Genomic DNA, 26,699 nt, shown 5'->3' on the forward strand with positions numbered 1-26,699 from the left:
GGACTTATTATGGTTATTAATGAATTAAATTAGTAAACGAGCGAGAACAAGCCGTTAACATGCGACAGGTAACGAACGTTACTTGCTTCTTTCATCAGGGAAGCTGTAGTGCCTCTCAGACGAAGCTGGCTTGCGCCAACAGTTCCGATTGCATCTTTGCGGCCAAGGCTCGCAAGAACGCCGGAGTTAACGAATGTAAACGATTTTTGCGGCAAGCCTTTGGATTGCGCGAACAGGTTGTAGCCGATTGCTTCGCCCATTTGCCATGCGATTTGTGCGCTTGGCGGATATGGACGGCCGTCTGGGCTAAATACAACTGCGTTGTCGCCAGCCAGGTAAACTTCAGGGTGCGAAGTCGATTGCAGAAACTCATTAACTGTAGCGCGGCCACGGTTTACTTCAATACCGCAGTTTGCTACGACAGGGTTGCCTGTAACGCCGCCAGTCCATACGAATGTGTTAGCCACAAGCGTTTGACCGTCTTTCAAAATAACTTGGTTGCCTTTTACTTCTGTAACCGCAATACCCATCAGCAATTGAACGCCGCGTTTTTCAAGGCTTGCTTTCGCACGGTCAACAAGCTCCACAGGGAAACCAGCCAGAATCGACGGGCCTGCTTCAACATTGTATACCGATACTTCGCTGATGTTAACGCCGTACTGCTCACACCATTTTGGCAGCATGTCGGCAATTTCACCGATCAGCTCAATACCAGTCAGGCCGCCGCCGCCAACAACGATCGTTGCGTCAGCTTTGTCTTTGGATTTTGCATACGCAGCAAGGCGCTCTTGAATGTGCGCGCTCACGCGGTTTGCTTCCTCAACCGATTTCAGCGTCAGGCTGTTCTCTTCAAGGCCTGGGATGCCGAAAAATGCTGTTTCGCCACCAAGAGCGATAACAAGCGTATCGTAGGAAGTTTTTGCACCGCTGGAAAGGTGAACTTGCTTCTGGTCCGGATCAATTTTGTCGACTGTGTCGATAACCAAATTGATGGATTTATCTTTGAACAGCTTCGTCAGCGGCAAAGCAACGTTGTTCTCATGAACGCCGCCAACGGCCAGACGATGCAATTCCGTTACGATTTGGTGCGATGGAATACGGTTAACAACGGTAATGCTTGCTTCCTCGGGGGACATATATTTGCGAGTTGTCAATGCGCTCAGCAAACCGCCATAACCGCCACCCAAAATCAAAATATGCTTAGACATACTGATCCTCCGTTCTCATTCTGATCCGATCTTAACGCTGTTTGTTGCGCTCTGCCAATACATCCAAGAACGATTGCGCGAAACGCAATGTTTGTTGGACCTGCGGATCTTTCAGCATTTTGAGAATGCCGAACAGACCGATTGTCGTAGGCTCTGCATGTGCACGATCATTAGCTTCTACAGCAGCCGATGCAATGCCTTTTGCTTTGTCCGTAATTGGCTTAACGAATTCCTCGATACCATGCTTCATGTCGCCCATAAGCACTTGGTCATTCGCTACAGTTGTTGCCACATCATAAGCTTTGGTCATCAAAGTAACCATTTCAGCAAGCTTAGGCAAGCTTTCTACCAGCTGATTCAGCGAGCTTTGGATTTCCGGTTTAAGCAATTGCTCCAGAACGTCCAGTTCACTACGTACAGATCCCGTCTGTACTTCTTGCTCTGTTAATGTTTCCGACATACGAAAAATGCCTCCCTTGCGTTGATTGTTGCATGATTAGTTAAACGCCGTTACAACTGCAAGCCGCCTCTGAAAAAAACCTGAAATTGTGAAATGTTTCACAATAAGGATGCATCATTAGAGGGACTTGACCACACTCATGTTCATTTTATTCCTTTGCGACAAAAACTGCAATTACAACTTTTAGTTACTTTTGAAAAGTTCAAACGCAAACGGCATTGCAGCCCCTTGAAGGCACTGCCGTTACGCGTTGAAATAGAGGAAAATGTTATGCAGCCAGATTATACTTCCTTATATTTTAATAAAAAGACTGCTTTTGCAAGCAGCCCTTCGTTTTATAATGCTTATATTATAGCTTAAAATCATTATCCGCATTCACTTCCTCCGCTGCGTAGAGCGGCGAACGGGCCTGCAGCCAGTGGAAGAAATTCGTCGCAATAACTTTCAGCACCGCATAACCTGGAACGGCTAAAATAATGCCCGCCAATCCAAACAAATTTCCAGCGGTCAAAATGACGAAAATAATCGTAATGGGATGAATATGCATGCTTTTCCCCATAATTTGCGGGGAGATAAACTTCCCTTCGATAAGCTGGACAATCGTCCAGATCACAAGCATTTTCAGCAGCATGACGGGTGAGGTTACCATCGCAACAATGAGCGCTGGCGTAATCGCGATAGCTGGGCCCAGATACGGAATGATGGCTGTACATGCGGCAATCAGCGCCAGCACCAGCGAATATTCAAGCCCAATGATCAAATAACCAATATATAGCAGCACCCCAATGCAGAAGCTTACAATAATCTGGCCTCTTATGTAACTGCTGATTTGGCCGTTCATTTCGCCCATAATGCGCTTCGTGTGCGCTCTCATGTTCATTGGCAGTATAGCCGCAATATAATCCGGCAGCCTTTTGCCATCTTTTAATAGGTAGAAAAGAATAAATGGCAGCGTAATGACGGCAAGCACGACATCTTTAAGCGCCCCCACGAATGAACCTAAACTTTGCCATACCCCATTCAGCAGCTCCGTCGCCCGCTTCGTAATATTGCCGCTCAAATCCGAAGGGTTAACATTGAGCCACCGCTCAATATCCCGCAGGTCTCCGCTGTGCATCAGCTCATCAAACTTCGTTCGCAGCTGATCCCCATAGCCCGGCAAATTATCGACCAGACTGACGATCTGTGTAGTTACAAGCGGAATGACCACCGTCAGCAAAATCGTAAGCAGCCCTAAAATAACCGCAAAAATCACAAAGATGGAATAAATACGCGGAGCCTTCTTCGTCTCCAAATAATCTACAATCGGATTCAGCAAATAATAAGCTACACCCGCCAAAATAATCGGCAGCAGCACCGTCTTGAACAATACAGCGAGCGGCGTGAACACGTAGGAGATTTTGCTCATGACAAAAATATTCAGACTAACCAGGAGCAGCACGAGCAAAAATATGACGAATTTATTATTTAAAATAAACTGTACAAACCGTTCTTTTCCTGTTTTAAAATGGTCCATCCGCTGTTCCTTCTTCCTGCTTATGATGTTCTCAGCTTTCTGCAACGATTTCCCCTGTACGGGTCAAGTCATACCCTTCGATGGCTCCCAGTTCCTGCTTGAAGCTTTGCGACCGTAAAATGCGAATGACCGCATTAATGAATAGTTGATTGTCCGGCTTCTTCAGCATAACCAGGTCGTATTGCTCCTGAACGAGTGGTATATAGGTAAGGCGGGAGACGATCGCTGCAGCCCTCTCCGTTCCAATACCCACATCAGCCTCGCCTGACGCAACCTGCGCCGCTACTGCAAGATGGTTCGTCTGCTCCTGGTCATAGCCTAGTATTGAAGCTGCCGGAATACCGTGCAATCGAAGCTGCTCATCCAGCAGCACGCGCGCACCGGCCCCACGCTCCCGATTAATGAGGCGAAGTCCTGGCTTCGCCAAATCGGCCCAGCTTGCCAGCTTAAGCGGATTGCCCTGCTGCACGAACAAGCCTGCGCTCCTCGTCAGCATATGAACAACGATATAAGGTGCCCCAATCAATAGTTTACGAATATAGGGAACGTTATATTCCCCTGTATCGCCATCCAGCAAATGCGTGCTGACGATGTCTGATTCTCCTCTATACATCGATATCAGGCTGTCCATGCTGCCGACATAGGAGCGCAGCGGGCGCAAGCCAGGTCCCTCCCGCTCCATATGCTTGGCCAAAATATCCAGGCTCATATCTTGTCCGGTAATGACGATCGGGCGTCCCCCGCCAGCTGTTGACAAGGCAGCGTTTCGGTCCGATAAATCCAGCGCGTTCGCGTATGGAGACCCTTGCTGCTGGGAAGCCATTGTCTTGCCGGCAGGCGCACTGGCTTGGAGGCCTTTTGCCCGCAGCTTGTACGCTTCCAGATCGGAAGCGTCAATTCGCATCTGCTTGCCTACCCGATAGGAGGGCAGATCTCCTTTTTTAATCAAATCGTATACGGTTAGTTTGGAAATCTTTAGAAGCTTGGCAATTTCTTCAGTTGTATATGAGATGTCAGCGGACATATAGAATCTCCTTAGCCTCGTTCAGCCCAGGTTGAAGGTTGAATTCGGTTATTATTTTCATACCTTTAATTGTAGCATAATCTATTTCAAACCTCCCATCTCACTTTACAGTCGAATTGACACCAGTCTATAATGATGTTTAGTTATAAATAGATATAATAAACTATATTTGGAGGAGAGTTTATGCTTACACCTTTCAAGAAACCTGCTGCACTATTTTTCATGTTGGCTGTGCTGCTTGTATGCGCGGCGTGCGGGGCGAACAATACTGGAACGGCTGCCTTAGACACAAGCGCAAGCAGTCCCAGCGCTGCTGTTGTAGAATCGGCATCTCCGCAGGCGAGCGAGGCTCCTGCACCTGCCGAGAAAGTAGATTTAACGATCTCTGCTGCTGCCAGCTTGACCGATGCCCTTCAAGAACTCAAGCAAGCTTATGAAGCTGCGAATCCATCTATTTCCTTAAACTTCAACTTCGGCGCATCCGGCGCATTGCAGCAGCAAATAGAACAAGGCGCCCCGGCTGACCTGTTCCTCTCTGCTTCTTCCAAAAACCTGAAAGCACTCGTTGAAGGAGGCTTTATTGCGGAAGACCAGCAAATAAAACTTCTGGCTAACGAACTCGTTATTGTAACGGGAGCTGACAGCAAAGTGGAAGTAGCCGCTATTGCCGACCTCAGCCAAGATACCCTTGGCAAAATCGCAATCGGTATTCCAGAGAGCGTGCCTGCTGGCAACTATGCAATGGAAGCTTTGACGAACGCTAAGCTGTGGGACAGCCTGCAATCCAAGCTTGTCCAAGCGAAAGACGTGCGCCAAGTGCTGCAATATGTAGAAACAGGAAATGTAGACGCCGGTTTCGTCTATCGTACAGATGCACTGACTTCCGATAAAGTGACAATCGCTGCTGCTGTTGATCCAGAAACTTATACGCCAATTGTATATCCAATCGGTATTGTGAAAGAAACGAAGCATCAAAGTGAAGCGGAAGCTTTATACGCTTACCTGCAAACCGAAGATGCCATGAACGTATTTACTAAATACGGGTTCTCCGCGGCGAAATGATTGGGGCAGGCATAGATTGGCCCGCATTTTGGACGCCGATCCGGCTTTCTCTACAGGTTGCCTTACTATCGAGTGTCGTAACCCTTTTGCTTGGAGTCCTTATTGCAAGATGGATGTCGAAAGCAACGTTCAAAGGCAAGCTGCTGCTTGAAACATTATTTATGCTGCCGCTTGTACTGCCGCCGACGGTCGTTGGTTTTCTGCTGCTTGTGCTGCTCGGCCGCAGAGGCTGGATGGGCAAGCTGATCGAGTGGGTGTTTCATGCTCCAGTCATTTTCACCTGGTGGGCGGCGGTTATCGCCTCCATAGTCGTTGCCTTCCCCCTCGTCTACCAGACGATGAAGGTTGGCTTCTCAGGAGTAGATCGTAATTTAGAGGATGCGGGCCGCTCTATGGGCGGCAATGAATCGCAGATTTTTCGCTACATTACGCTGCCGCTTGTATGGCCTTCTCTCATCAGCGCTTATATACTCGGCTTCGCCAGAGCGCTCGGCGAGTTCGGGGCAACACTCATGATTGCTGGCAATATTCCGGGTGTTACCCAGACGGTGCCAACCGCGATCTACGTCGCTGTAGACGGTGGCAACATGACGATGGCTTGGGCATGGACGATTGCCATCGTTCTGATTTCGTTCCTTATGCTGGCGCTCACCCGCAGGAAGACTGAATAGCTGTTTAGAATAAAAAAACATAGAACAAGCCGTGTTTCTCTGCAGCAGAGAAACACGGCTTGTTTTTACCTTTTGCAGCAAGCTTTATCTAGCGTATAAAATGCTCCAGCGCCTTATTTAAATCCTCCAGCGTTTTCTTCTCCCCATTGTGAATGGCATCCACCACACAGCTTTCCAGATGATCCTTCAGCAGCAGCTTGGCCGCATTATCGAGCGCCTTGCGCACCGCTGCAATCTGCAGCAAAATATCAGAGCAGTCACGCCCGTCAGCCGTCATTTCCTTCACGGATCGAACATGCCCCTCAATACGGGCCAATCGATTAATAATTTGTTTGCGATGCTTATGCTCATGCATATGCGTGTGTGTATGATCCTGCTCCAATGCACATCCCCCTCTACTCGACTTGAACGATCGTCTGTTTCGCATTCATCCGAGACTTGAAGCGCTGCATCAAATAAATGGAGCGCATCAGTTGATCAATCGCGCTGACCAGCCAGACACCTGCGATGCCCATCTGAAAATGCAAGCACAGCACATAAATGCCGAGCACTCGTATTCCCCATATACCAATGATTGTACTATACATTGGACTCTTCGTGTCGCCTGCCCCTTGAAGAGCGCCTGCAAGGACTAGACTCATCGCCAGAAACGGCTGGGCAAATGCATCAATGCCGAGCGCAGTGCGGACCATTTCAACGATGACGGTCTCGCCCGTAAACCAGCTTGCCGCTATACCTGATCCAAGCCAGAAAACGATGCCGATTATGGTCATGAACACTACGGCTATCCACGCCGTCAGCAGCCCATATTCATAGCTATCCCGCGTTCGCCCCGCCCCCAGTTGCTGGCCAACCAGCGTTGTAGCTGCTACTGCCAAGCCATAACCCGGCAGATAAGACAGGGCAATCACATTGCCTGCTATTAAATGCGCAGCGTATACTTCGGTACTTATTCGAATGACGAGGCCCAAATAAAACATTTGTCCGACACGCATAATCAACCGTTCTGCCGCAGCCGGTAATGATAAATTTAATAGCGGGTATGTGTAGCTCTGCACAGATTGTTTTTTCAATAGGGAAAAAGAAAGCTTAGATTGCTGTATGTATTTGTACAACACCACAGTTCCAATGACGCGGACAATGGACGTCGCCCAGCCTGCTCCGGCAATTCCCCAGCCTTCCCAGCCGCCAATGCCGAATATGAGTACATAATCCAACACGATATGAATGAGATTGACCCATATGCCAACAATCATCGGCGCTCTTGTATTGCCCGCAGAACGCAAAATGCTTCCGAAGATCGCCATAAGCGATATAAACAAGGAAGGCACCGCAACAATTTGAAAATAAATAACCCCCTGTGCCAGAACATCTGGAGCTGCCCCCATTAAACGCAAAATGGACTCCGCAAAAAATAAGCTTACAATGCCTAATGCTAAGCCTGTAAACGCCGATATCCATGTCGACTGCCTGGCTATGGCCGTAGCCTTAGTGAAATCCCCGGCGCCTACTGCTCTGGCTATTAGTGAAGAGGTGCCAATTCCTAAAGCTGTAAATAGCGCAATATAGACCGCTATAACCGTGTTGCCCACCCCAACGGCAGCTACTTCATTCAGACCGATTCTAGAAACAAATAATGTATCGATAAATCCAACTATCGTGAGCAAAAAGTTCTCAATCATTGTCGGCACAGCAAGCGCTAATATGATTTTTATTTTTTGCCGCCGTGTTGTCATTCCGGCCTGTTGAGCTTCCAGCATGGCATCCCAGCCCCCTGATCCTTTAAGCTTAATCCCCTCATTATATCCCCCTATGGGGGATATAACAAAGAAAATCTCATCTCAGCATATCCTGAAATTAAAGCTTTACTAATCAGGGGCCAGTATGTTAGCCTTATTTCTACAGATATAGAAATAGTAATGGAGGAGGGACTACGCATGGAGGAGCAGGAAGCCATTCAAGCAGCCGTTAAAGTTTATAAAGCGCTCGGAGAACCGACCCGCTTCAAAATCGCCCAACTGCTTGCCAAGCAGCCTGATCAGTGCTGCAGCACGCTTGGACAGCAATTAGAAATGGTTGCAAGCTCTACGCTTTCCCATCATTTGAAGCAGCTATCAGAATGCGGCCTGTTAAAAATGCGCAAGGAAGGCACGTTTATTTACTACAGCCCGGATATGGACGTTATACAGAAATACGCTCCTTATTTGCTGGCATAATTTTTTTAGTTTATATTTCTATATTTTTAGAAATATAGAAATATAAGTGGAGAGGACTATCATCATGCTATCGAACACATTGAAAATTTATTTGCTTGCCTTAATTAGTTTTTTGGTTGGAACATCGGAGTATGTCATTGCTGGGATATTGGATAAAATTTCGGAGGATATTGGCGTATCGGTCAGTGCCGCCGGCCAGCTCATTACCTTTTTCTCGCTTACTTACGCGCTTGGCACACCTATTCTGATGGCCCTGACGGGACGGATTGAACGGCGCAAGCTGCTGCTTTACGCGATGTTTGTCTTTGTGCTTGGCAACTTGCTTGCCATTGCTCTGCCAGGCTTCGGCTTGTTCATCGCTGCGCGCATCATTATGGCGCTTGGAGCAGGCGTCGTCGTCGTAACCTCACTAACGCTTGCTGCAAAAATGGCCGCTCCCGGCAAACAGGCCAGCGCAATCGCCACCGTCGTCACCGGGTTTACTGCCGCGCTAATCATCGGAATTCCGATCGGCCGTATGGTAGCCGCATCTTATGACTGGAAAAGCGTCTTCGGTGGCATTGGCGTGCTCGGACTGCTTGCCATCATTATGATTGTCTTTGCCATTCCGCGATACGATGGCGAGCCTTCTGTACCGCTGCGCGAGCAGCTAGCCTTGCTTAAGACACCAAAAATTGCTGCTGCTTTAGGCGTCACTTTTCTATGGATAGTCGGCTACTCGATTCCTTATACGTATATATCGCCCTACCTCCTGCAAGTGACCGCTATGAGCGAAAATACACTAAGCATCGCCTTATTCGGATTTGGGGTAGCCAGCCTGATCGGCTCCAAGCTAGGCGGCTACAGCACAGACAAATGGGGCGTGAAGCGTACATTAATGGGTGGCATGCTTGTTCATGCCGCTGCCCTGCTGCTCATTTCCTTCAGTGCCAGCTCCTCGGCTATTGTTTTCCCGCTGCTTATGCTATGGTCATTTGCTGCTTGGTCATCCGGGCCTACACAGCAATACAATTTGCTGACGCTTGCGCCAAGCGCATCGAGCATTATGCTGAGTCTGAACACTTCCGTGCTGCAGCTCGCTATGGCAGTTGGGGCAAGCGCAGGCGGACTAATCGTCGCCAAAGTCTCCTTGCCTAGCATTACGTGGATTGGCGCATCCGGCGTCTTGCTCGCTGTGATTCTGATTGTCCTTTCACGCAAGCTGACCAGCAACCGCGAGCCAGCAACCGTTCCTAGTGTCGCTCCACAGGCTTGAGTTGACATGAAATGACTTGCAATGATTAGTAATGTATTTGCAAAGTTCTCTTCATCTTGCTTTAATAAACAACCTCTATACTAGTACTCAACCCCCCTTTTAATTAATATAAATGTTTAGACCCACGCTGTGGGTCTATTTTTTTGCCGTTTTTCAGCTTGCCTGCCTGAATCAGCCATCGTAAATAAGCATAAAAAGAAGCCTATTAAATTCTCTTTTTTGCTGAATGACCGATAGGATATTGGATAATTAAAGCAGGATATAGTCAATTATGTCCTGAATATAAATAAATTGAAAGCCTAACCGATACCAAACCGGTCAGGCTAACATTAAATTGCGATTATAAAATCGAATTAAACAAGGAAGAAAAATGAATGCAGTCACGAGCATGTTGCAATATAATGAACAAAAAGTAGATAGAAAGGTCTATCTACTTTTTGTTTTCCTAATTTTTAGTTAATTTAATAATAGGTGGATTAATGACTCTTCGGAGGTTCAGAGTTCATCATATCGTTAAACTGGGTCACCAAAACGCCTTCGTTCGGGCCAGGGTTACTTCGAAACACTTTCACTTCGTCCACCAGAACTTCGTCTGTATCCGTGCCAAGTACCTTCATCGTTGCTTCAATGAATGCCGCAAGTGGCATTGCACGCGGTTCATCGTTGCTATTCAGCAAATCCGTTTGAACCCATGGTGGCGCAATTTCCAGTACTTTTACCGATGTGTCTTTAAGCATGTACCGTTGGGATAGCGTATAGGTATGAAGAGCTGCCTTCGTCGCACAGTATACAGCGTTCGCCGCTAGTGGCACAAATCCAAGTATCGAAGTCGTGTTGATGACAACCGCTTCTTCTTTAGACTTCAAATGCTCGATCAATGCAGAGGTCATACGAATTGGCCCTAGCAGGTTTGTCGTGACCGTCGAAACCAAAACTTCTTCATCGACCACGCCCGCCGCATCATCGAACAGCATGATGCCGGCATTGTTAAACAGGACATTTAAATCCGGGTATTCTTCGATTAACTGCTTGGCGGCCGCCTTTATGCTGGCAGGATCTTGTACATTCAACTCCACTGCGGACATGCCGGGATTCGCTTTGATCGTCTCCTCCAGACGTTCTTTACGCCGACCAGAGATAATCACTTTGTTTCCAAGTTTGTGGAGAGCTTCTGCTAGCGCACGTCCAATTCCCGAACCGCCGCCTGTAATAAAAATCGTGTTTCCTGTAAGCTTCATTTTGTCCCCCCCTGATTTATTATTAATAAACAATTTATTGATCAAAACCTAAAAACAATAAAAATTTCGCAATTTCATGACATGTTGATGGATTCTGTCCTTATAAGGCATGCTAAGCATACGTTATTTCAAGATCGGTTGAATTTTCAGCACTCGGCTAGCCAAGCGCCAGCCTAAGGGTGTCTTCCGAAGCGTATCGGAATAGGTGACACTAGCAATCGCCCCATCTGACAGGATGCCAAGGCCCTTCGATTCTGCGATGAGGTCTTCTCCGGGGCCATCTATGACATATACGTTCGTCAAATGATGCGCTCGAGCGTGACCTTCCTGATTTGACATTTCCCGAATGGCATCAATGCCGAAAGCAGGTGCAAATCCAAATACACTGGAGTCAAAAAAGGCATCATCGGTAAAGACCTCACCAAACCGATCCCATTCACGTTTGTCTACTAAGTGGCCCCAAAGGGACAAAAGCTGGTTAACCTCAACGATGTCATTGTTAGATGGTTTCATGGACAATCCTCCGTTTTGTGATTATGTGGGTGATAATAGTTGCAATTCTTTTTATGTTGATGAATTCGGTCCTTATAAGGCATGCTAAGCATACATTATTTAGGTTCTGCAGGATTAAAACCTGGTGGAAGTGGTTGGCTTTGAGCACCTTCGATGAACTCGCCTGCATAAGAACGTTCATGCAGTTCTGCCTGCGTTGCTCCTGACTGCCATGCTTTCAGGTAGGTTTCTGGATTGATTGGCATAAACATTATTTTAGGATCGGATGTAAAGAGATCAGGATTATGTTGCATTTTCGACATGAATTCCAGTCCTTTTTGCGGAGCAAAGTTGTCGAACTCTAACTCGATAATATTGCAATCAGGATCTTGGTAATAGAGTGCTGTGTTCGGACCATGATTCACCGCTATGAACGGATGAATATTGTTGCGTTTCAAATGCTGGTACACACGCATCAAATCATCAACGGTGTCGTATGCATAAGCTATATGGTGTATTCCCTTACTAGCTTGCGCTTCCGAACTTAGTGACGGGTCGTTAAAGATAACCAATCGATGGTGTACTAAGTCAAAGGTATAAAAGCCCACGACTTGCTCTACTTCCAATGTAGGACGAAAGTTTAATAATGACCGATAGAAGTCACACATCTCGTTAAATTGGTTCGTCTTAAGGGCGATATGATGGAGCTTTGGGGCGATTACCACTTCGCCAGCCTGATGCAACTGATTGGATATAGATGCTTTTCCTTCATTCATAATTGCTTCCTCCTTTTATTACTGTAAATTCTTCTGTTGCTTCACCTTATATTTGGTGATTTTTTAATAAAGCTTTACAACAACACGCTTATGAAATTCATCATTTTTTCCTACACACTTACTTTTAATATGCAGAAAAAAAGTTGATATAGCAACTATTTGATATGGGTATATATTTGCTGGCCAGAAAGTGGTACACGTTTAATAGTTATTTTATTTAAACAACCATTAAACGTGAAGAAAATTGTTTCTCTCCTAGCGTGACATAAACCTATTAAGTGATACAATTAATAGGCTTATAATGCGTTAAATCTGTTGGATGTTCTGACGCATTTTAGAAAGAATTCTTATCACTTCCTGTATCTCTTCAGGTGAAATTCCTTTACATATCAGCCGATTAATTTCTTCAGAAATTCGAATTACATTGTCCATACTTTTCTTTCCTTCTGCCGTTAAATATACGTTTTGTATACGTCGGTCACCTTGACTAATGCTTCTCCGGATAAATCCTTTTTGTTCAAGACTATCGACCATACGCGTAATAACTGCTTTATCTTTATCCAGCTTTTGAGAAATTTCTTTTTGGGTCAATCCGTCTTCATTCCGGAGAAGCATCGTGATCAAACTCTGTTCAGGTGCAATATTGAAAGGAGCTAATTCATTCTTTGCATAGTTACAAAGTGCTAAATCGATTTGATGAATAAAAATACCAATATTATCAAAACCAGCAATCTTGTCCTCAGAAAACAATGTCACATACACCCGCCTCGCAAATAGTAGCTATATCAACAGTTGATGTAGCAATCATATATTCAATTGAGAACATTGTCAAGTAATTAGCTATCTAAGAAAATGAATGACCAGAAGTGTACTATCTGATTAGGGCCCTGCTTATTTCGTACATAGGGTATGAATAAATCAAAACTGAAAATTAAAAGAAGCCTGCCGAGACGAATCTCAGGCAGACTTCTTTCGAATAGAAAAATCTATTCTGTAGTGTACGGCAGCAATGCTACTTGGCGCGAACGTTTGATCGCGATAGTCAGCAGGCGTTGGTACTTTGCGCTTGTTCCAGTTACACGACGTGGCAAGATTTTGCCGCGCTCGCTGATAAACTTTTTAAGCAGGTCCGTGTCTTTATAATCAACTTTAGTGATTTTGTTCACGGTGAAGAAGCAAACTTTACGGCGTTTGTTACGTCCGCCTTTGCGGCCGCCGAATTTGCGTTCTGGACGCTCTCCGTCTCCGCCTTCTCTTGGCTTAAAGCTCATTCGAATCCATCCTTTCAATTAAAATGGCAAATCATCCTCAGATATATCGATCGGTCGACCATCATCCGAGAACGGATCACGGTTGTCGTTACGTGAGTTGTTACTGGAGCGGCCGCTATTGTTATTACTGTTGTTGTTGCTGTTATAGCCGCCTCCGCCTCCTCCACCGTTACCGTAGGAAGAACCGCCTCCGAAAGAACCGCTTCCGCCGCTCATACCACCGCTATCTTCACGCGCTCCGCCCGCATCCTTGTTGGATTCCAAGAAACGGACGTTGTCAGCGATTACTTCCGTCACATAGACGCGCTTGCCTTCGTTGTTCTCGTAGTTCCGAACCTGAATACGACCTTCAACCGCTGTTAAGCGGCCTTTACGCAAGTAGTTGGCGCATGTCTCGGCTAGCTGACGCCACGTGACTACCGGAATGAAATCCGCTTCACGCTCGCCCTGACCGCTCGTAAACGGACGGTCAACTGCTATTGTAAATTGCGCTACTGCAACGCCAGCAGGCGTGTAACGCAATTCAGGGTCTCTCGTCAATCTACCAATAAGTATTACACGATTCAACATCGTCTCTGACCTCCCAATCGATCAATCCTTGGCTTCAACTAAGCTACGTCTCTGACGACCAAGAAGCGGATAACTTCATCCGTAATCTTCAGGATACGGTCAAGTTCGTTAACGACTTCCGTAGTTCCGTTGAAATGAACCAGAACGTAGTATCCCTCACGAATCTTGTTGATCTCATACGCAAGACGGCGTTTACCGCTAACATCTTGTTTCGTAACTTCTCCACCATTGGAGATGATGCCATTAAATTTCTCAACGACAGCTTGAAGAGCTTCTTGCTCAACATCAGGACGAACAATGTACATCACTTCGTATTTGCGCATTATGTTTCACCTCCTTTTGGACTAACGGCCCCATAAATGGAGCAAGGAGCGAGGTTCTTACTCGCATCCTCTAACTATACCAAATATATAGCCCAAAAACAAGCTTCTATTTCCTCCCGTTATCTGGTGTTCATGAACGCCCGCCCCCCGGCTCATATTAAGGTAGCGGGCAGCTGAACTCATACTGCTTGCAGGCTTATGCCATTACGGCATAACTGCTTAAGTGGCAATCTACATCATATACAGGAGGTAATTTAAGATGGGCGAAGGAACGTTGTTTTCCGCTGGTGATAAGGCGCCGAATGATGGCACGTACATCGAGGATGGCGTCAATTCCTTTCACCAAGGCATTCAAAATCCGCAGAAGGTGAAACTGAGCAAAGGCCAGCGCTTCCCGGACAACACGAACCATGAACGCAAATGGAAGCGAATGGGCCACTAATATTTCAAAACGCATGTATAGCTTTCGCCCAGCGTGGGCATTCTAATTTATGACGGTGTGAAGAGAGGTGTGGTTCCGTTGGACTTTTTAGTGCAAGGGCTGCTACAAGAGGAATTTGTCCACTGAGCTTTAGAAGCGGAGGGTTGTGCCAAAGACAATGTCCGTAACACACGCACACTTGTCCATCTCCAAAAGTAAAGCGGTATATGCCGCCTGCCAAAAGAATGGACAGGTCAGTTAACGAATACGCAGCAGCGGAAACGTTGGTACTGATTGAACAGTGATTGCTCCCATGTTTCTGTTGCAAAGTAGTGTGAAAATGTACTCAATCGATCAAACACCGTCAGGAGAAGGAGCTCGCAAGAGCTCCTTTTTTGCATGCTTATTTTTTTCATTATAAAATGCTCGTTCCATGGTAAAGTAATCAGAGTATGTCGTATGAAATTGAGGGTTTGGAATTTAGGGTTTGGATTATAATTCACAGCAATTGATTTGCACAAAGGTGGGTATTATCTTGCATTCTGTAACGACGAAGCAGCATCCTTCCTCTGCTTCCTTTATTCGCTTGTATGTTTTGGCCTTTTTCTTTTTCGCCGCCAATTCTGCTTTAACGATTATTTTGCCGCTCCGAAGCGAGGCGGTGGGTATGAATCAGGCGGAGATTGGTTTAATTATGGGGGCCTATATGTTTACCTGCATGCTCCTCAGACCCTTTGCTGCACAGCTCATTGGACGTTATGGGCCGCTTTCCGTTATGAAATGGCTGCTTTGCGCCCATGCTGTCCTCCTTCTCCTTTATACCGTTAGCGGAACGGAGCAATACATATGGCTTAGAGCTCTACAGGGAGCTATAACGGCTTTTTTCTCCATGACGATGCAGGTGGGGATCGTGGAATCGTTGGAAAATAAAGATCGCGCCCAGGGGCTGTCCATGTACACGTTATTTACAATGGTCCCGTCACTCGTTATTCCGATCGCCGCTTTACAAATATGGCAAAGCAACAGCGAGCTGCTATTCGCCCTGCTGATGATCGTACTGGCTGCCGTTCCTCTGCTCATTTTCTATCGTACGGCGCTTCCGAAACGGACCTTGCAGGATAAAACCTATACGCTCCGCGATATGGCTGTATCACTCGGTACGATTTGGAAAAGCCCGCCCATGCTCATTAGCAGCATCGTTATGCTGCTGGCCTCCTGCGTGTTTGGAGCCACTGCTACCTTTCTTCCGCTATTTATGCTTGCCGCTGGCTCAGGGGATGCAGGCATATATTTAACGATACAGGGCCTGGTCGTCATCACCTGTCGCTTTGTTTTGCGCAAAAAAATCCCGTCCAATGGCAGCTGGAATACGTGGCTCATGGCCGGGCTGCTGTTGTCTGCTGCGCTTGGGAGCCAGTTGTTAGCCATGCTGGACATCGTAGGCGCATTTGTATATGTGTCAGCCGTATGTAATGGCTTTGCCGTGGCGCTGCTCTATCCGACGCTGACGACCTATCTCTCTTTTATTTTGCCAGAGAAAAGCCGCTATGTGCTGATGGCGATTTTTTTATCGTCCTACGATCTTGGTTTTTCCCTTGGCGGATTCGCAATGGGCATTCTACTGCAAAGCAGCTCCTACCCTGCCATGTTTACGTGCTGTACCCTATTGTCAGTTACAGCGGCGCTTATTATTATCCTGTCCAAAAGAACGATGGAAGTGAAGCCAGCCCCTTAAGGAGCTGGCTTCATTCAAGTCAAGCACAACCAAAAAAGCCGATTCCCGTTTCAACCAGGAATCAGCCTTTTCATATCAACTCTATAGTATTACAATCGCCGTTACAGCGCATATGTGCGAGAATGGCGGAGAAGGTGGGATTCGAACCCACGCACGCTTTGACACGCCTAGCTGATTTCGAGTCAGCCCCCTTGGGCCTCTTGGGTACCTCTCCGCATATAAGAAGATCTTATCATATTTGCCGCCCCGATGCAACTAAAACCTCTTATATTTTTATGCCGCTTGCATGCAGCCGATTCGTCCCTATTTGCATTTGCTGCGTGCGAGCTTGCCCATAGCGATATTCGCCAATAAAGGTGGAATGCCACACTGCGAAAATATATAGTGCCCATAGCTTCCGCGAGTAATCGCCCTTGCCTTCCCGGTGCTGCATCAGCATGAGACGCGCAGCATGGACATCAAACCATTGCGGCACAACGCTAATTTGCTCCAGCATTTGATCCCCGAACTTACCATGCAGCCACTTGCGCAGCGGGATCGGAAACCCGAGCTTAGGCCGCTGCAATAACGGCTCTGGAAGAATGCCTCGCATCGCTTCCCTCAGCACGTATTTGGTCGTGCCATTTGCCAGCTTGTATTCGGCTGGAATTTTGCGGGCCACCTCAAACACCTCTTTATCGAGAAAAGGAACGCGCAGCTCCAGCGAATGCGCCATGCTCATTTTATCCGCCTTCGTTAAAATATCGCCCGGCAGCCAAAAGTTCATATCAATCAGCTGCATACGAGTCAGATCATCCAGATGGCGGCTGTTATAATAAACGTCGCTTGTCAGCGAAGCCGAGGGCAGCATCGCCTCCAAACGCTCGGAGCCAAGCAGCGCGATTTGTCGTTTGTCTGATTCATTGAACAGCTTAGCATTTCCATAAAAACGCTGTTCAATCGGCGAGAACCCCCGCAGCAAATAGTTTTTCCCGCGAAAAGCGAGCGGAACCCGCTCCACCATGCGATGCAGCCGCGACTTCATGCCGTTTGGCAGCCACGATACAGGGCGCAACGAGCGCGGCTCGCCATAGATGCCATAGCCGCCGAACAGCTCATCCGCTCCCTCCCCTGACATCACGACCGTTACCTGCTTCCCGGCCAGCTGAGATAAGCTGTATAACGCAATGGCTGACGGATCAGCAACGGGCTCGTCCAAATGCCATACTGCCTTCTGCGTATTTGCAAAAAATTGCTCAGGCGTGATTTCCTCCTCATCATGCATGGAGCCAATCGCCTTTGCCGCTGCCCGGGCATACTCATTTTCATTACCCTCTCCTGCAAAGCCTACCGAGAACGTTTTCGTTAACTGCTCCTGCATCGATAACGCCGCAATCGCCGACGAGTCAATTCCGCCTGATAAAAAGCTGCCGAGCGGCACATCCCCTTGGCGATGCAGCTTCACCGAATCGCGCAGCACGGCTCTGATTTCCTCGATAAACGTGCCTATCGGCCGCTGTTCGGGTTCAAAAACAGGCTCCCAATATCGCCGCTTGGTTACCCTGCCCTCCCGATCGACAAGCATAAAATGTCCCGGCTCCAGCTTCTGAACCCCTTCAAACATCGTCTGCGGCTGAGGGACGTACTGAAAGGTCAAATAGTGCATCATACTGGCATAATCCACATGCGGCGCTTGCCCGCTTACAGTCAGGAGCCCTTTTAATTCCGATGAAAAAAGAAACTGGTGCTCCTCCTGCGCATAATAAAACGGCTTTATCCCAAAATGATCCCGCGCAGCAAACAGCCGTTGCTCCGCCCGATCCCAAATGGCAAAGCTGAACATGCCTCTCAAATGGTGCACGCAGTCTATACCATATTCCTCATAGAGATGCACGATGATCTCTGAATCACTTCGATTGCGAAACTGATGGCCTTTGCTCTGCAGCATGAGTCTCAGCTCTTTATAATTGTATATTTCTCCATTAAAAATAAGCCAAACCTGTCCATTTTCATTGGTCATCGGTTGGGCGCCATCTTCAATATCTACAATAGAAAGCCTGTTAAAGCCTAATCCAGCTCTATCCATAAGCTGTATGCCGGATTGGTTAGGACCTCGATGTCCCATCTGCTCCATCATGCTGCTAATCTCTCTATCCGTTGGGTCACTTCCATTGCCATATCGGATGATTCCGGAAATTCCACACATCGGCTTCTTTCCTCCACTCTCTCCTGATCGGTAATATATAGTATTTCTAATGTCAAAACATACTATACGGAGCAAAAGTATCCGAAAGACGTCCACCTTGTTTCCAAGCTGTAAACAATGAAAGTGCCGAAAAACAACAAAAAAACCTCCATCGCCCTTAACGATAAGGCTGGAGGTCATTCATTCCCTTTATCATTCATTCCGTAAACGATCTTAAATGGGGTCCGGCTCAGTCTGGGCCGGCGCTTGCCCGCCATCAGCAGAAGCGGTGGAACGCAGCACCTTTTTCATATTTTTCTCAAATTTAGCCCGTGGTATTAATACACTGTGCTTGCAGCCTACGCATTTAATGCGAATATCCATGCCCATTCGAATCACTTCCATTTCATTCGAACCGCAAGGATGCTGTTTTTTCATCTGGACGACATCGCCAAGCTCAAATTGCTTACGCTCCATTTCTTTCTCCGCTCCTCTCATCACGATGATAGGTAACCATGCGTGGATACGGCGTATCCATACCGTTCTCAACCAGCGCTTTCTTCACCTGCAAATTAATTTTTCTGGCCAGCGCATGCTGCGTATTAGGCAAGCATTCCGCTATAATACGAATTTTCACTTCCGTTGCGCCCATGAGCTGAATGCCGAGCACCTCCGGCGGCTTCGCAAGATTTTCATCTTCCAGCTTATCGACCGTCGCTTGAATTATGCTCGTTGCCCGATCTACATCTTCCTCATAACCGATCGAAACGTCCACGACGGCTACAGAATTTCGCAAGGAGAAGTTCGTCACCTCATTAATCATGCCGTTCGGAATGATGAAAATCTCCCCTGTCCAGCTCAGCAGCCTGGTCGTCCGCAATCCAATAACCTCGACCGTCCCTTTGAACTGTCCAGCCTGAATGACATCCCCTACAGCAAACTGATCCTCCAAAATAATAAAGAATCCCGTAATAATGTCCTTCACCAGGCTTTGCGCGCCAAACCCAATAGCCAAACCGACGATTCCGGCACCTGCCAGCAGCGGCCCCAGCTGAATGCCCAGCTCCGACATCAACAGCATGCCGCCAATTAGATAGCAGGCGTACATGACGATATTTTTGAGCAGCCGTCCTACCGTGACCATCCTTCTAGTCTGCATCGGCAATCGACTCGTTTGTTTATTTGATAATATACGATCAATCGATTTGTTGACAATCCATATAAGCAAATGCGTAATAACAATAATGAGCGCTATGCGAATCGCAGATTCACCGAAACGCTGCCATGTCTCTATATTCGTCAACCACTCCATGAAGTTTTTGTACATGTTTAGTGTTTTCAAGAGCTATTTCCTCCTACAGATTCACTTGTTCATATCCCGAACGAATAGGTTTAAAAATCCCTCTTATTTCAACCTTCTCGGACACAATGACCTGCTGCACTGTCTCTAAATCATCCTCTGGAAAATGAATGGACAAGGCGCAGCCCGCCGTAATCTCTTTAGGGGTCGGACAAATATCTATTTCAATTTCTGCATATTCGAGCAGCATTTCCGCTCGCAACGCCTGCTGTGTGGAATCAAAAGCAATCAACATAAGCCACTTTTCTCCTCTCCCTCTTTTTACGCAACGTAATCAGTGGGTTTATGACGTATAAAATGGTTGTCCTATCCATATACTAGATAACATATTAGCTATAACGGAGGGATTCTATGAAACTTTCTTTTTTGAAAGAAGTGCCGTTGAAAGTTCCGCATACCGATACCAACGCCATGACGTTAATCGTAAACCGCCTCTCCCTTATGCTCAACGAGCTTGCAGGCGCCAGACCGCTCATCATTGTATGCGTGGGCACTGACCGTTCAACGGGCGATTCGCTTGGCCCCATTATCGGAACCTCTCTCGCAAAATACAACAGCCCTTACTTTACTTTATACGGCACGCTGGAAGAGCCGGTTCACGCGATGAACTTGACCGATACACTGGCACTTATCCATCAAAACCATCACAATCCATTCATCATTGGCATCGATGCTTGTTTAGGACAAGTTTCCAGCATCGGCTCTGTTCATATCGGGACGGGTCCGGTACGCCCTGGCGCCGGCGTTAATAAGGAGCTCCCGCCTGTCGGTGATATGCACATAACCGGTATTGTGAATGTGGGCGGTTTTATGGAATATTTCGTGCTGCAAAATACTCGTCTGCATCTTGTCATTAAGATGGCCGACCTTATTGCTTTCAGCCTTTTCTCCGCTATAATGGGCAGCAATCGTGTTATGCTTCAGGCTAGGGAACAAGCTGCATCAGCCGAATGATCCAGTCTCCAGCTTTTGGCTCATCCTTTTTATTTCGCTTTAGCAATTGCCTGCAGCTCTTCCGGTGTTAACGGATACGTTGATTGTCCGGCCTCTAATGGCTTGGCATACACATATGCACTATCCCTGCTATGAATACTCGACACGACGACTCCGTCTTGCGCCGCATTTACAATCGCGATGGAGAAGCTAAGGTCGCTTCCTTGCTCCGAGAATGCATTATAGCGAATAACACCCAAGCGTCCCTTCTCCTCAAGCTGGCGCCGTTCCAGTTGTTCCAGCTTCGCCTCTACTACTCTCGAATGCCTGGCATGCTCGGCTATTTCCTGCTTCAACCCAATAACGACTTCTTCAATGTTCGTAATACCCGTATCACCCATAACCTCTACGTACTGCTTGCGTAATTTTTTAAGCCTTCTTCCAAGCCTTATGACCCAAATTAAAATAATAAAAAGCAGCACTACCAGCAATGCCAACAAACCGTATAAAGGGTTGTTCATCCAATCATTCATGTAAACCTTTCCGCCCCCAGAAATAAATCAAATTTTATATTGCGCACGTATTTCACGCACCGCATCAACGAGCGCACTCACTTCCGCTTCCGTTGTAAAATAACCCACACTCGCTCTAACCGCTCCTGTAGCCATCGTACCCGCACTGGCATGGGCAAGCGGCGTACAATGAAAGCCCGCACGTACAGCGATTTGATAATGCTGGTCCAAAATAAAAGACATCTCCGAAGGATCAACGCCATACGCTACAAAAGAAACCATGCCGGTCCGCTGCTCCCCAAGCCTCGGTCCAAGCAGCCTGATTCCTTCTACCGTGGATAACCCCTCCATCATCTGCTGTGTAAGTGTCCATTCCTTAGTATGGATTTTATGAACCGTCTCATTCAGAACATATTCTACGCCTGCCTTCAAACCTGCCAGGCCGGGTGTGTTTTGCGTCCCTGCTTCATATCGATCCGGACGCACATAAGGCTGCTCAGCTGCCTCAGATTGACTTCCAGTTCCTCCATGCAGCATTGGGACAAGGTCTAGCTCCGGATGGATGTACAAGCCCCCTGTGCCCTGTGGGCCGAGCAACCCTTTATGTCCAGGGAAAGCCAGCATATCAATTCCCATTGCTTCAACATCAATTTCCAAAATCCCCGCACTTTGAGCCGCATCCACTAGCAGCTTTACACCTCTTTGGCGGGTTAGCTCGCCAATCTCAGCTAAAGGAACAATGGTTCCGAGCAGGTTTGAGCTATGACTTACGATAACAAGCGTCGTCTGTGGCATAAGCGCATCTCGCACTTGATCTACCGTTATGTTCCCCTGTTCATCTGCCTCAACATAGGTAACCTTTATCCCGAGCGACTGCTTTAGAAATTCTAACGGCCGTCTTACGGAATTATGCTCAATCCCAGTAGCAACTACATGATCGCCTTCTTTTATATACCCTTTTATCGCCATATTCAAAGCGCCTGTTGTATTCCCTGCAAAGGCAATATCATTAGGGTTTCTCACCTTAAACAACTTAGCTAGCTGCTTTCGTGTATCAAACAACACACGACTAGCACGCACAGCCATGCGATGACTGCCTCTCCCCGGGTTAGCCGCGTCATGCATCATAGCATGCTGCACCGCTTCAATAACCGAGTTAGGCTTCGGCCATGATGTTGCAGCATGATCTAAATAAATGATTTCCTCACCATTAGCCTTCATCATTCATCCACTCCCACCATCACTTACGTGTCTTCTCATAACAATAGCATACCTTAGTTTAATCTTCAGGATCAAAGATTACACCTCGGGTATGCTATCTTATCAAGACTACGCCATGTATTGAAGCATCTCCAGAAGCCGTTCCAAGTCCTGTTTATTATAATATTGAAGCTCAATTTTACCTTTATCCTTTTGCTGCTTAATTTTCACCGTTGTTTTGAATCGTTCTCTGAGCGACTCCTCTAAACTTTCAATATAAGGATCACGTTTTTTCGCTTTGCTTTTCGCTTGTTTGCCATCATTGCTGTCCTCATCCTTAAGTGACTCAAGCTTTTGAATCGCTTCCTCAAGCTCACGTACGCTCCAGCCTTGATTGATAATGAGTTCAGCCAGTTCCAGCTGCACCTTTAAATCTTTAATGCCTGCAAGAGCCCGAGCATGTCCCATGGAAATTGTTCCACGTGAAACATTATCTTTAATCGACTCTGGCAATGCCAGCAATCTTACAAAGTTAGCAATATGCGATCTGGACTTGCCTACTTTCATAGAAAGCTCTTCTTGAGTTAATTTGAACTTGTCCATGAGGTTCTGGTATGCTATCGCCACTTCTATCGCATTCAGGTCTTCACGCTGCAAATTTTCAATCAGCGCAATTTCCATAACTTGTTGATCCGAGAAAGATCTTACAACTGCCGGAACGGTCGTATTGCCGCAAAGCTGCGAAGCTCTGAAGCGACGTTCACCCGCAATAATCTCATAGCCCTTCATTACAGTACGAACAATAATCGGCTGAATGACACCATGCTGCTTAATCGATTCGGCCAATTCTTTTATCGACTGCTCATCAAATGTTTTTCGTGGTTGGTAAGGGTTCGGCCGCAATTGTGTAATTGCAACTTCAATGACTTTATCATCATCGTTTACCGAAAGCGATGGAATAAGCGCATCCAGACCTCTACCTAGCCGCTTGCTCATACGTAATCACTTCCTTCGCCAGTTCAAGATATACTTCTGCACCCTTCGATTTTGGATCATACGTAATGATCGCTTGTCCATGAGAAGGCGCTTCACTTAAACGCACATTACGTGGAATAATCGTCTGGTATACTTTCTGTTGAAAATATTTCTTCACTTCTTCAATAACCTGAATGCCCAGATTCGTTCTGGCATCAAGCATCGTAAGTAATACACCTTCAATTTGCAGCGTCGTGTTTAAATGCTTTTGCACCAATCTTACCGTATTCAGCAATTGGCTCAAGCCCTCCAGGGCATAATATTCACATTGAATAGGAATGATGACCGAATCAGCAGCAGTCAAGGAATTAATCGTTAATAAACCCAATGATGGCGGGCAATCGATTAAAATGTAATCAAACTGATCCTTTAATAAATGCAGCGCTTTCTTTAAACGAACTTCTCTGGAAATAGTTGGAACTAATTCAATCTCCGCCCCAGCAAGTTGAATGGTAGCAGGGATAATTTTCAAGCCGGGAATTTTCGTATCAGCCAACGCTTCGTGTGGGTCGATATCATTAACAAGCACATCATAAATACAGCTTTCAACATCTGCCTTATTAATACCTACTCCGCTAGTCGTATTGCCTTGCGGATCAATATCAACAAGCAGTACCCGTCTGCCAAGCGTCGCGAGACAAGCACCCAAATTAACTGATGTCGTCGTCTTGCCGACGCCACCCTTCTGATTCGCTATTGCTATAATTTTAGACAAGTCTTTCACCTCTATACTCTGTGTAAAAGCTATTAACAAAGAAGCAATACAAGCGGTAACCGTCCAGTAGCGGGACATCGCCTAGTAGTAATATTAGCATAAATGGATTCGCCGCCCTCAGCAAGCAGCGAGGACGGCAGCAGTTAAATCTATTATCGCATTTAATAGTATCTACATGCAAATGAGGATTTGCGAGCCCCTTTAACGAATCATACGCTTAACGTTTAGGAATGTGAATCACAATTTCATAATGGTCCTCGTGATCCTTCTCATTTGTCTTAATTTGCAAGCCTGAGCCTGACACCATCTCGATAGACTGTCTAATCGTATTAAGAGCAAGCCGAACATCTTTCGTAAAAGATACCCGCTTCGCTTTTTTGGCTTTAACCGTTTCATTCAGGAAAGCAATCCGAATTTCCGTTTGCTTTACATTGAGTTCTTTGGAAATAATCTCTTCCAGCACTTGAAGCTGAAGCTCTTCAGTAGGCAGAGCCAGCAATGCCCGTGCATGACGCTCGGTAATTTTACGCTCCATTAACGCACTTTTAACTACCTCATTAAGTGCCAGCAATCTTAGTTTGTTGGCAATCGTTGATTGGCTCTTGCCCAATCGCTGCGCCAAGCTTTCCTGCGTCAATTGATGCAGCTCAATCAGCTTCTGATAAGCAACAGCCTCTTCAATAGCCGTTAGATTTTCCCGCTGCAAATTTTCAATTAATGCGATTGATGCCGTCTGCGAGTCATTAAACTCACGAATAATGCCTGGTATCGTATCATAACCAAGCTTCGTCACAGCACGCCATCGGCGTTCTCCCGCAATAATTTCATAGCGGTTGTTCCGCATTCGCACGACGATAGGCTGAATAATGCCATGCGTCTTAATCGTCTGGCATAACTCATCAATTCGTTCATCATCAAATATCGACCTCGGTTGAAATGGACTCGTGTCGATTTCATTAACCGGAATTTGTTTAACCTCTTCATTATTGTTGCTGCGTTGGTCATTCAAACCAAACAAACGAGAAAGTTGTTCTTTCATTTATCCACTACCACCCGATCAAGAAACGGCCCCATCAGCAGAGCCAGCTTCAAAGATGTGCTGCCAAATAACAGTCTTGCTTGTATTCTGTTCCACTTCAATCGAGACAATCGGAAAATTTACAGACGGCTACAAATGATTTTGAATGCAAGGTGAAACGGCTGTCTCCGTCCTTGGTGGAGCGGCGCGTTTCATTCCGAGAAATATAGAGATAGGATAACCAAATTATATACTTTCCTATATTTCAAGCGTAAACGGCTGCGTCGTCCTCTGACGGCAAAGCTGCCGTTTCGAGGGTGAAATATAAGCCAATTATAAGGGCGAACCTTATAAATTCTTATCCTTTTAAAGGAAAACAATCCATCTGCCCCACTAACGATTTAAGACTTGCGCCTTGAAACAGCTAGCAGATGTTATGTGCCTTGCTTATCTATGCTAATAAATAAGGTGAATCGGCTGTCTCCAACCTTTGGCGGCGCGGTGCGTTTCATTCTAGAAAATATAAGCAGCATATAGCAAAACCTTATGCCTGCTCCTATTTCAAAAAATGTGTGCTGCTCTGCAAAAATACAGCGCATCCTGCTAATTTGTTCTCTCTATTATTTCTACTTGCGCCTAAGTATTTCCTGCTTGACAGCCTTGAATGCCAAATAAAAATACAGCAGAAATTTGGAAATAGTAAGCAATGTTTCACGTGAAACATCCTAAACTTACCATTTCCATTTATCTGCCTCAATCTTAAAATCTATAAATTGGATCCTTTAAATCTTCTTTATAAAATAGGTTGTTTTAGCGGTGTTCCCGCCTTACGGGGATATTTGCGCGGAGTGGCTTCACGTTTCTCAATCAGCACAATATGCCGTTCGGATTGTTCAAATGGTAAAGTGAAGCTGTGCTCGGAACGAACAGCAGCTTTCAGCTCCTTCAAGCTGGTCCCCGCTTCCCGAACCTCTTCCTCACTTTGCGAACCTTTCATCGCTGCGAACAGACCGCCCTTGCGTACAAATGGCAAGCAAAACTCATTCAGTACATTCAGCCTGGCAACCGCTCTTGCTGTTACCAAGTCGTATGCATCGCGATGGCCTTGCAGTCTGCCGATATCTTCGGCACGGCCATGAACACAGCTGACATCGTCAGCAATACCCAGCTGCTCTGCTAAAGCATTAAGAAACTGGATACGTTTATTCAAGGAATCAACAATCACAATTTTCAAATGCGGAAAGCAAATTTTAAGCGGAATGCTCGGAAAGCCTGCACCGGACCCGATATCCGCTATTTTGCTGACTGCTTCCATATCGATAAAAAAAGAAAGGGAAACCGAATCATAAAAATGCTTTTCATATACGGCTTCACGCTCTGTTATACCGGTCAAATTCATACGTTCATTCCATTCGACCAATAAGCGATAATACGTATCGAACTGATCGAGCTGATGCTGGGATAAGGCTATTCCCCGCTCCTGCATCAGCTTTGGAAACCACTCTATCGTCTGTTCCATCGTTT

Annotated in this window: 30 protein-coding genes and 1 tRNA gene; 7 read left to right on the forward strand and 24 right to left on the reverse strand. The window is 46.5% G+C overall.

Annotated features, from left to right (window positions below; genetic code table 11):
- Positions 1 to 29 precede the first annotated feature (29 nt).
- The 4 genes from AC50Y5_RS14185 to AC50Y5_RS14200 form a co-directional block, all read right to left on the reverse strand.
- Positions 30 to 1,208: an NAD(P)/FAD-dependent oxidoreductase gene (locus AC50Y5_RS14185; RefSeq protein WP_056036107.1), complete on the reverse strand. Its 1,179-nt coding sequence runs from the start codon at positions 1,206 to 1,208 to the stop codon at positions 30 to 32.
- 31 nt (positions 1,209 to 1,239) lie between these two features.
- The gene (locus AC50Y5_RS14190) at positions 1,240 to 1,668 is read right to left on the reverse strand and encodes a DUF1641 domain-containing protein (protein WP_056036104.1); all 429 of its coding nucleotides are present in this window, start codon (positions 1,666 to 1,668) and stop codon (positions 1,240 to 1,242) included.
- Positions 1,669 to 2,017: 349 nt separating this feature from the next.
- Positions 2,018 to 3,184 (reverse strand): AI-2E family transporter, encoded by a 1,167-nt coding sequence (locus AC50Y5_RS14195; RefSeq protein WP_056036102.1) that lies wholly within the window; start codon positions 3,182 to 3,184, stop codon positions 2,018 to 2,020.
- 31 nt (positions 3,185 to 3,215) lie between these two features.
- A complete protein-coding gene (locus AC50Y5_RS14200; protein ID WP_494861461.1) occupies positions 3,216 to 4,208 on the reverse strand; it encodes a substrate-binding domain-containing protein in 993 nt (330 codons plus the stop codon).
- Positions 4,209 to 4,391: 183 nt separating this feature from the next.
- Here AC50Y5_RS14200 and modA point away from each other — a divergent pair, with 183 nt between their 5' ends.
- Both modA and modB read left to right on the forward strand, forming a co-directional pair.
- On the forward strand, positions 4,392 to 5,270 hold the full coding sequence (gene modA, locus AC50Y5_RS14205; RefSeq protein WP_494861463.1) for a molybdate ABC transporter substrate-binding protein: 879 nt from the start codon (positions 4,392 to 4,394) through the stop codon (positions 5,268 to 5,270).
- Entirely contained in the window at positions 5,267 to 5,941 is a 675-nt protein-coding gene (modB, locus tag AC50Y5_RS14210) for a molybdate ABC transporter permease subunit (RefSeq protein WP_494861465.1), read from the forward strand. The genes modA and modB overlap by 4 nt, the downstream gene beginning before the upstream one ends.
- 88 nt (positions 5,942 to 6,029) lie before the next feature.
- Here modB and AC50Y5_RS14215 read toward each other — a convergent pair whose 3' ends face one another.
- Both AC50Y5_RS14215 and AC50Y5_RS14220 read right to left on the reverse strand, forming a co-directional pair.
- The gene (locus AC50Y5_RS14215; protein WP_494861467.1) at positions 6,030 to 6,323 is read right to left on the reverse strand and encodes a metal-sensing transcriptional repressor; all 294 of its coding nucleotides are present in this window, start codon (positions 6,321 to 6,323) and stop codon (positions 6,030 to 6,032) included.
- Between the two features lie 13 nt (positions 6,324 to 6,336).
- Positions 6,337 to 7,701: an MATE family efflux transporter gene (locus tag AC50Y5_RS14220; protein ID WP_494861469.1), complete on the reverse strand. Its 1,365-nt coding sequence runs from the start codon at positions 7,699 to 7,701 to the stop codon at positions 6,337 to 6,339.
- Between the two features lie 177 nt (positions 7,702 to 7,878).
- Between AC50Y5_RS14220 and AC50Y5_RS14225 the strand changes: the two genes are divergently transcribed.
- Positions 7,879 to 8,157, forward strand: a complete 279-nt coding sequence (locus tag AC50Y5_RS14225) for an ArsR/SmtB family transcription factor (protein ID WP_056036077.1) — start codon at positions 7,879 to 7,881, stop codon at positions 8,155 to 8,157.
- Between the two features lie 64 nt (positions 8,158 to 8,221).
- Entirely contained in the window at positions 8,222 to 9,412 is a 1,191-nt protein-coding gene (locus tag AC50Y5_RS14230; RefSeq protein ID WP_494861472.1) for an MFS transporter, read from the forward strand.
- A 476-nt stretch (positions 9,413 to 9,888) separates the two neighbouring features.
- Here AC50Y5_RS14230 and AC50Y5_RS14235 read toward each other — a convergent pair whose 3' ends face one another.
- The 7 genes from AC50Y5_RS14235 to rpsF all read right to left on the reverse strand — a co-directional run bounded on the left by AC50Y5_RS14235 (position 9,889) and on the right by rpsF (position 14,082).
- Positions 9,889 to 10,650 carry an SDR family oxidoreductase gene (locus AC50Y5_RS14235; RefSeq protein WP_494861474.1) on the reverse strand — a complete coding sequence of 254 codons (762 nt, stop codon included), beginning with the start codon at positions 10,648 to 10,650 and terminating at the stop codon, positions 9,889 to 9,891.
- 123 nt (positions 10,651 to 10,773) lie between these two features.
- Positions 10,774 to 11,163, reverse strand: a complete 390-nt coding sequence (locus AC50Y5_RS14240) for a nuclear transport factor 2 family protein (RefSeq protein ID WP_494861476.1) — start codon at positions 11,161 to 11,163, stop codon at positions 10,774 to 10,776.
- Positions 11,164 to 11,258: 95 nt separating this feature from the next.
- Positions 11,259 to 11,918 (reverse strand): VOC family protein, encoded by a 660-nt coding sequence (locus tag AC50Y5_RS14245; protein ID WP_494861478.1) that lies wholly within the window; start codon positions 11,916 to 11,918, stop codon positions 11,259 to 11,261.
- A gap of 306 nt (positions 11,919 to 12,224) precedes the next feature.
- On the reverse strand, positions 12,225 to 12,674 hold the full coding sequence (locus tag AC50Y5_RS14250; protein ID WP_494861480.1) for a MarR family winged helix-turn-helix transcriptional regulator: 450 nt from the start codon (positions 12,672 to 12,674) through the stop codon (positions 12,225 to 12,227).
- A 230-nt stretch (positions 12,675 to 12,904) separates the two neighbouring features.
- Entirely contained in the window at positions 12,905 to 13,189 is a 285-nt protein-coding gene (gene rpsR / locus AC50Y5_RS14255) for a 30S ribosomal protein S18 (RefSeq protein WP_046234583.1), read from the reverse strand.
- Between the two features lie 18 nt (positions 13,190 to 13,207).
- Positions 13,208 to 13,759 carry a single-stranded DNA-binding protein gene (gene ssb, locus AC50Y5_RS14260; protein ID WP_056036071.1) on the reverse strand — a complete coding sequence of 184 codons (552 nt, stop codon included), beginning with the start codon at positions 13,757 to 13,759 and terminating at the stop codon, positions 13,208 to 13,210.
- 38 nt (positions 13,760 to 13,797) lie between these two features.
- The gene (rpsF, locus tag AC50Y5_RS14265) at positions 13,798 to 14,082 is read right to left on the reverse strand and encodes a 30S ribosomal protein S6 (RefSeq protein WP_046234581.1); all 285 of its coding nucleotides are present in this window, start codon (positions 14,080 to 14,082) and stop codon (positions 13,798 to 13,800) included.
- A 259-nt stretch (positions 14,083 to 14,341) separates the two neighbouring features.
- Between rpsF and AC50Y5_RS14270 the strand changes: the two genes are divergently transcribed.
- Positions 14,342 to 14,524: a YjzC family protein gene (locus AC50Y5_RS14270; protein WP_056036068.1), complete on the forward strand. Its 183-nt coding sequence runs from the start codon at positions 14,342 to 14,344 to the stop codon at positions 14,522 to 14,524.
- Between the two features lie 514 nt (positions 14,525 to 15,038).
- Positions 15,039 to 16,238, forward strand: a complete 1,200-nt coding sequence (cntE, locus tag AC50Y5_RS14275) for a staphylopine family metallophore export MFS transporter CntE (protein WP_494861483.1) — start codon at positions 15,039 to 15,041, stop codon at positions 16,236 to 16,238.
- A 123-nt stretch (positions 16,239 to 16,361) separates the two neighbouring features.
- Here the strand turns inward: cntE and AC50Y5_RS14280 are convergent.
- The 5 genes from AC50Y5_RS14280 to AC50Y5_RS14300 all read right to left on the reverse strand — a co-directional run bounded on the left by AC50Y5_RS14280 (position 16,362) and on the right by AC50Y5_RS14300 (position 19,997).
- Positions 16,362 to 16,452, reverse strand: a tRNA-Ser gene (locus AC50Y5_RS14280).
- Positions 16,453 to 16,503: 51 nt separating this feature from the next.
- Entirely contained in the window at positions 16,504 to 18,423 is a 1,920-nt protein-coding gene (gene asnB, locus AC50Y5_RS14285) for an asparagine synthase (glutamine-hydrolyzing) (RefSeq protein ID WP_494861485.1), read from the reverse strand.
- A gap of 213 nt (positions 18,424 to 18,636) precedes the next feature.
- Complete coding sequence (locus AC50Y5_RS14290) at positions 18,637 to 18,879, reverse strand: DUF951 domain-containing protein (protein ID WP_494861487.1); 243 nt, start codon at positions 18,877 to 18,879, stop codon at positions 18,637 to 18,639.
- Positions 18,869 to 19,744 (reverse strand): mechanosensitive ion channel family protein, encoded by an 876-nt coding sequence (locus AC50Y5_RS14295; RefSeq protein WP_494861489.1) that lies wholly within the window; start codon positions 19,742 to 19,744, stop codon positions 18,869 to 18,871. The genes AC50Y5_RS14290 and AC50Y5_RS14295 overlap by 11 nt, the downstream gene beginning before the upstream one ends.
- Positions 19,745 to 19,757: 13 nt before the next feature.
- Positions 19,758 to 19,997, reverse strand: coding sequence for a putative Se/S carrier protein (locus AC50Y5_RS14300; RefSeq protein WP_494861491.1), 240 nt, complete (start codon positions 19,995 to 19,997; stop codon positions 19,758 to 19,760).
- 116 nt (positions 19,998 to 20,113) lie between these two features.
- On the opposite strand from AC50Y5_RS14300, the gene yyaC reads away from it, so the two are divergent.
- Positions 20,114 to 20,716: a spore protease YyaC gene (gene yyaC, locus AC50Y5_RS14305; RefSeq protein ID WP_056036050.1), complete on the forward strand. Its 603-nt coding sequence runs from the start codon at positions 20,114 to 20,116 to the stop codon at positions 20,714 to 20,716.
- Between the two features lie 29 nt (positions 20,717 to 20,745).
- Here yyaC and AC50Y5_RS14310 read toward each other — a convergent pair whose 3' ends face one another.
- The 6 genes from AC50Y5_RS14310 to rsmG all read right to left on the reverse strand — a co-directional run bounded on the left by AC50Y5_RS14310 (position 20,746) and on the right by rsmG (position 26,694).
- The gene (locus AC50Y5_RS14310) at positions 20,746 to 21,228 is read right to left on the reverse strand and encodes a DUF4446 family protein (RefSeq protein WP_494861493.1); all 483 of its coding nucleotides are present in this window, start codon (positions 21,226 to 21,228) and stop codon (positions 20,746 to 20,748) included.
- Between the two features lie 27 nt (positions 21,229 to 21,255).
- Entirely contained in the window at positions 21,256 to 22,428 is a 1,173-nt protein-coding gene (locus tag AC50Y5_RS14315; RefSeq protein ID WP_494861554.1) for an aminotransferase class V-fold PLP-dependent enzyme, read from the reverse strand.
- A 108-nt stretch (positions 22,429 to 22,536) separates the two neighbouring features.
- The gene (locus AC50Y5_RS14320; RefSeq protein ID WP_056036041.1) at positions 22,537 to 23,403 is read right to left on the reverse strand and encodes a ParB/RepB/Spo0J family partition protein; all 867 of its coding nucleotides are present in this window, start codon (positions 23,401 to 23,403) and stop codon (positions 22,537 to 22,539) included.
- The gene (locus AC50Y5_RS14325) at positions 23,384 to 24,157 is read right to left on the reverse strand and encodes a ParA family protein (protein WP_056036038.1); all 774 of its coding nucleotides are present in this window, start codon (positions 24,155 to 24,157) and stop codon (positions 23,384 to 23,386) included. The genes AC50Y5_RS14320 and AC50Y5_RS14325 overlap by 20 nt, the downstream gene beginning before the upstream one ends.
- 217 nt (positions 24,158 to 24,374) lie before the next feature.
- Positions 24,375 to 25,196: a nucleoid occlusion protein gene (gene noc / locus AC50Y5_RS14330; protein WP_056036035.1), complete on the reverse strand. Its 822-nt coding sequence runs from the start codon at positions 25,194 to 25,196 to the stop codon at positions 24,375 to 24,377.
- A gap of 772 nt (positions 25,197 to 25,968) precedes the next feature.
- Complete coding sequence (gene rsmG, locus AC50Y5_RS14335) at positions 25,969 to 26,694, reverse strand: 16S rRNA (guanine(527)-N(7))-methyltransferase RsmG (protein ID WP_056036029.1); 726 nt, start codon at positions 26,692 to 26,694, stop codon at positions 25,969 to 25,971.
- Positions 26,695 to 26,699: the final 5 nt, after the last annotated feature.

It is taken from the genome of Paenibacillus sp. JT22N7 (assembly GCF_059383875.1).

Excerpts from the sequence above, each read along its gene's own strand:
- AC50Y5_RS14195 (WP_056036102.1), bottom strand. The coding sequence starts at position 3,184 with ATGGACCATTTTAAAACAGGAAAAGAACGGTTTGTACAGTTTATTTTA.
- noc (WP_056036035.1), bottom strand. The coding sequence starts at position 25,196 with ATGAAAGAACAACTTTCTCGTTTGTTTGGTTTGAATGACCAACGCAGC.
- AC50Y5_RS14185 (WP_056036107.1), bottom strand. The coding sequence starts at position 1,208 with ATGTCTAAGCATATTTTGATTTTGGGTGGCGGTTATGGCGGTTTGCTG.
- ssb (WP_056036071.1), bottom strand. The coding sequence starts at position 13,759 with ATGTTGAATCGTGTAATACTTATTGGTAGATTGACGAGAGACCCTGAA.
- AC50Y5_RS14190 (WP_056036104.1), bottom strand. The coding sequence starts at position 1,668 with ATGTCGGAAACATTAACAGAGCAAGAAGTACAGACGGGATCTGTACGT.
- rpsF (WP_046234581.1), bottom strand. The coding sequence starts at position 14,082 with ATGCGCAAATACGAAGTGATGTACATTGTTCGTCCTGATGTTGAGCAA.
- AC50Y5_RS14315 (WP_494861554.1), bottom strand. The coding sequence starts at position 22,428 with ATGAAGGCTAATGGTGAGGAAATCATTTATTTAGATCATGCTGCAACA.
- AC50Y5_RS14270 (WP_056036068.1), top strand. The coding sequence starts at position 14,342 with ATGGGCGAAGGAACGTTGTTTTCCGCTGGTGATAAGGCGCCGAATGAT.
- modA (WP_494861463.1), top strand. The coding sequence starts at position 4,392 with ATGCTTACACCTTTCAAGAAACCTGCTGCACTATTTTTCATGTTGGCT.
- AC50Y5_RS14245 (WP_494861478.1), bottom strand. The coding sequence starts at position 11,918 with ATGAATGAAGGAAAAGCATCTATATCCAATCAGTTGCATCAGGCTGGC.
- AC50Y5_RS14290 (WP_494861487.1), bottom strand. The coding sequence starts at position 18,879 with ATGGAGCGTAAGCAATTTGAGCTTGGCGATGTCGTCCAGATGAAAAAA.
- AC50Y5_RS14220 (WP_494861469.1), bottom strand. The coding sequence starts at position 7,701 with ATGCTGGAAGCTCAACAGGCCGGAATGACAACACGGCGGCAAAAAATA.
- AC50Y5_RS14320 (WP_056036041.1), bottom strand. The coding sequence starts at position 23,403 with ATGAGCAAGCGGCTAGGTAGAGGTCTGGATGCGCTTATTCCATCGCTT.
- AC50Y5_RS14225 (WP_056036077.1), top strand. The coding sequence starts at position 7,879 with ATGGAGGAGCAGGAAGCCATTCAAGCAGCCGTTAAAGTTTATAAAGCG.
- AC50Y5_RS14240 (WP_494861476.1), bottom strand. The coding sequence starts at position 11,163 with ATGAAACCATCTAACAATGACATCGTTGAGGTTAACCAGCTTTTGTCC.
- rsmG (WP_056036029.1), bottom strand. The coding sequence starts at position 26,694 with ATGGAACAGACGATAGAGTGGTTTCCAAAGCTGATGCAGGAGCGGGGA.
- asnB (WP_494861485.1), bottom strand. The coding sequence starts at position 18,423 with ATGTGTGGAATTTCCGGAATCATCCGATATGGCAATGGAAGTGACCCA.
- rpsR (WP_046234583.1), bottom strand. The coding sequence starts at position 13,189 with ATGAGCTTTAAGCCAAGAGAAGGCGGAGACGGAGAGCGTCCAGAACGC.
- AC50Y5_RS14230 (WP_494861472.1), top strand. The coding sequence starts at position 8,222 with ATGCTATCGAACACATTGAAAATTTATTTGCTTGCCTTAATTAGTTTT.
- AC50Y5_RS14200 (WP_494861461.1), bottom strand. The coding sequence starts at position 4,208 with ATGTCCGCTGACATCTCATATACAACTGAAGAAATTGCCAAGCTTCTA.
- AC50Y5_RS14300 (WP_494861491.1), bottom strand. The coding sequence starts at position 19,997 with ATGTTGATTGCTTTTGATTCCACACAGCAGGCGTTGCGAGCGGAAATG.
- AC50Y5_RS14235 (WP_494861474.1), bottom strand. The coding sequence starts at position 10,650 with ATGAAGCTTACAGGAAACACGATTTTTATTACAGGCGGCGGTTCGGGA.
- AC50Y5_RS14310 (WP_494861493.1), bottom strand. The coding sequence starts at position 21,228 with ATGAATGATTGGATGAACAACCCTTTATACGGTTTGTTGGCATTGCTG.
- modB (WP_494861465.1), top strand. The coding sequence starts at position 5,267 with ATGATTGGGGCAGGCATAGATTGGCCCGCATTTTGGACGCCGATCCGG.
- yyaC (WP_056036050.1), top strand. The coding sequence starts at position 20,114 with ATGAAACTTTCTTTTTTGAAAGAAGTGCCGTTGAAAGTTCCGCATACC.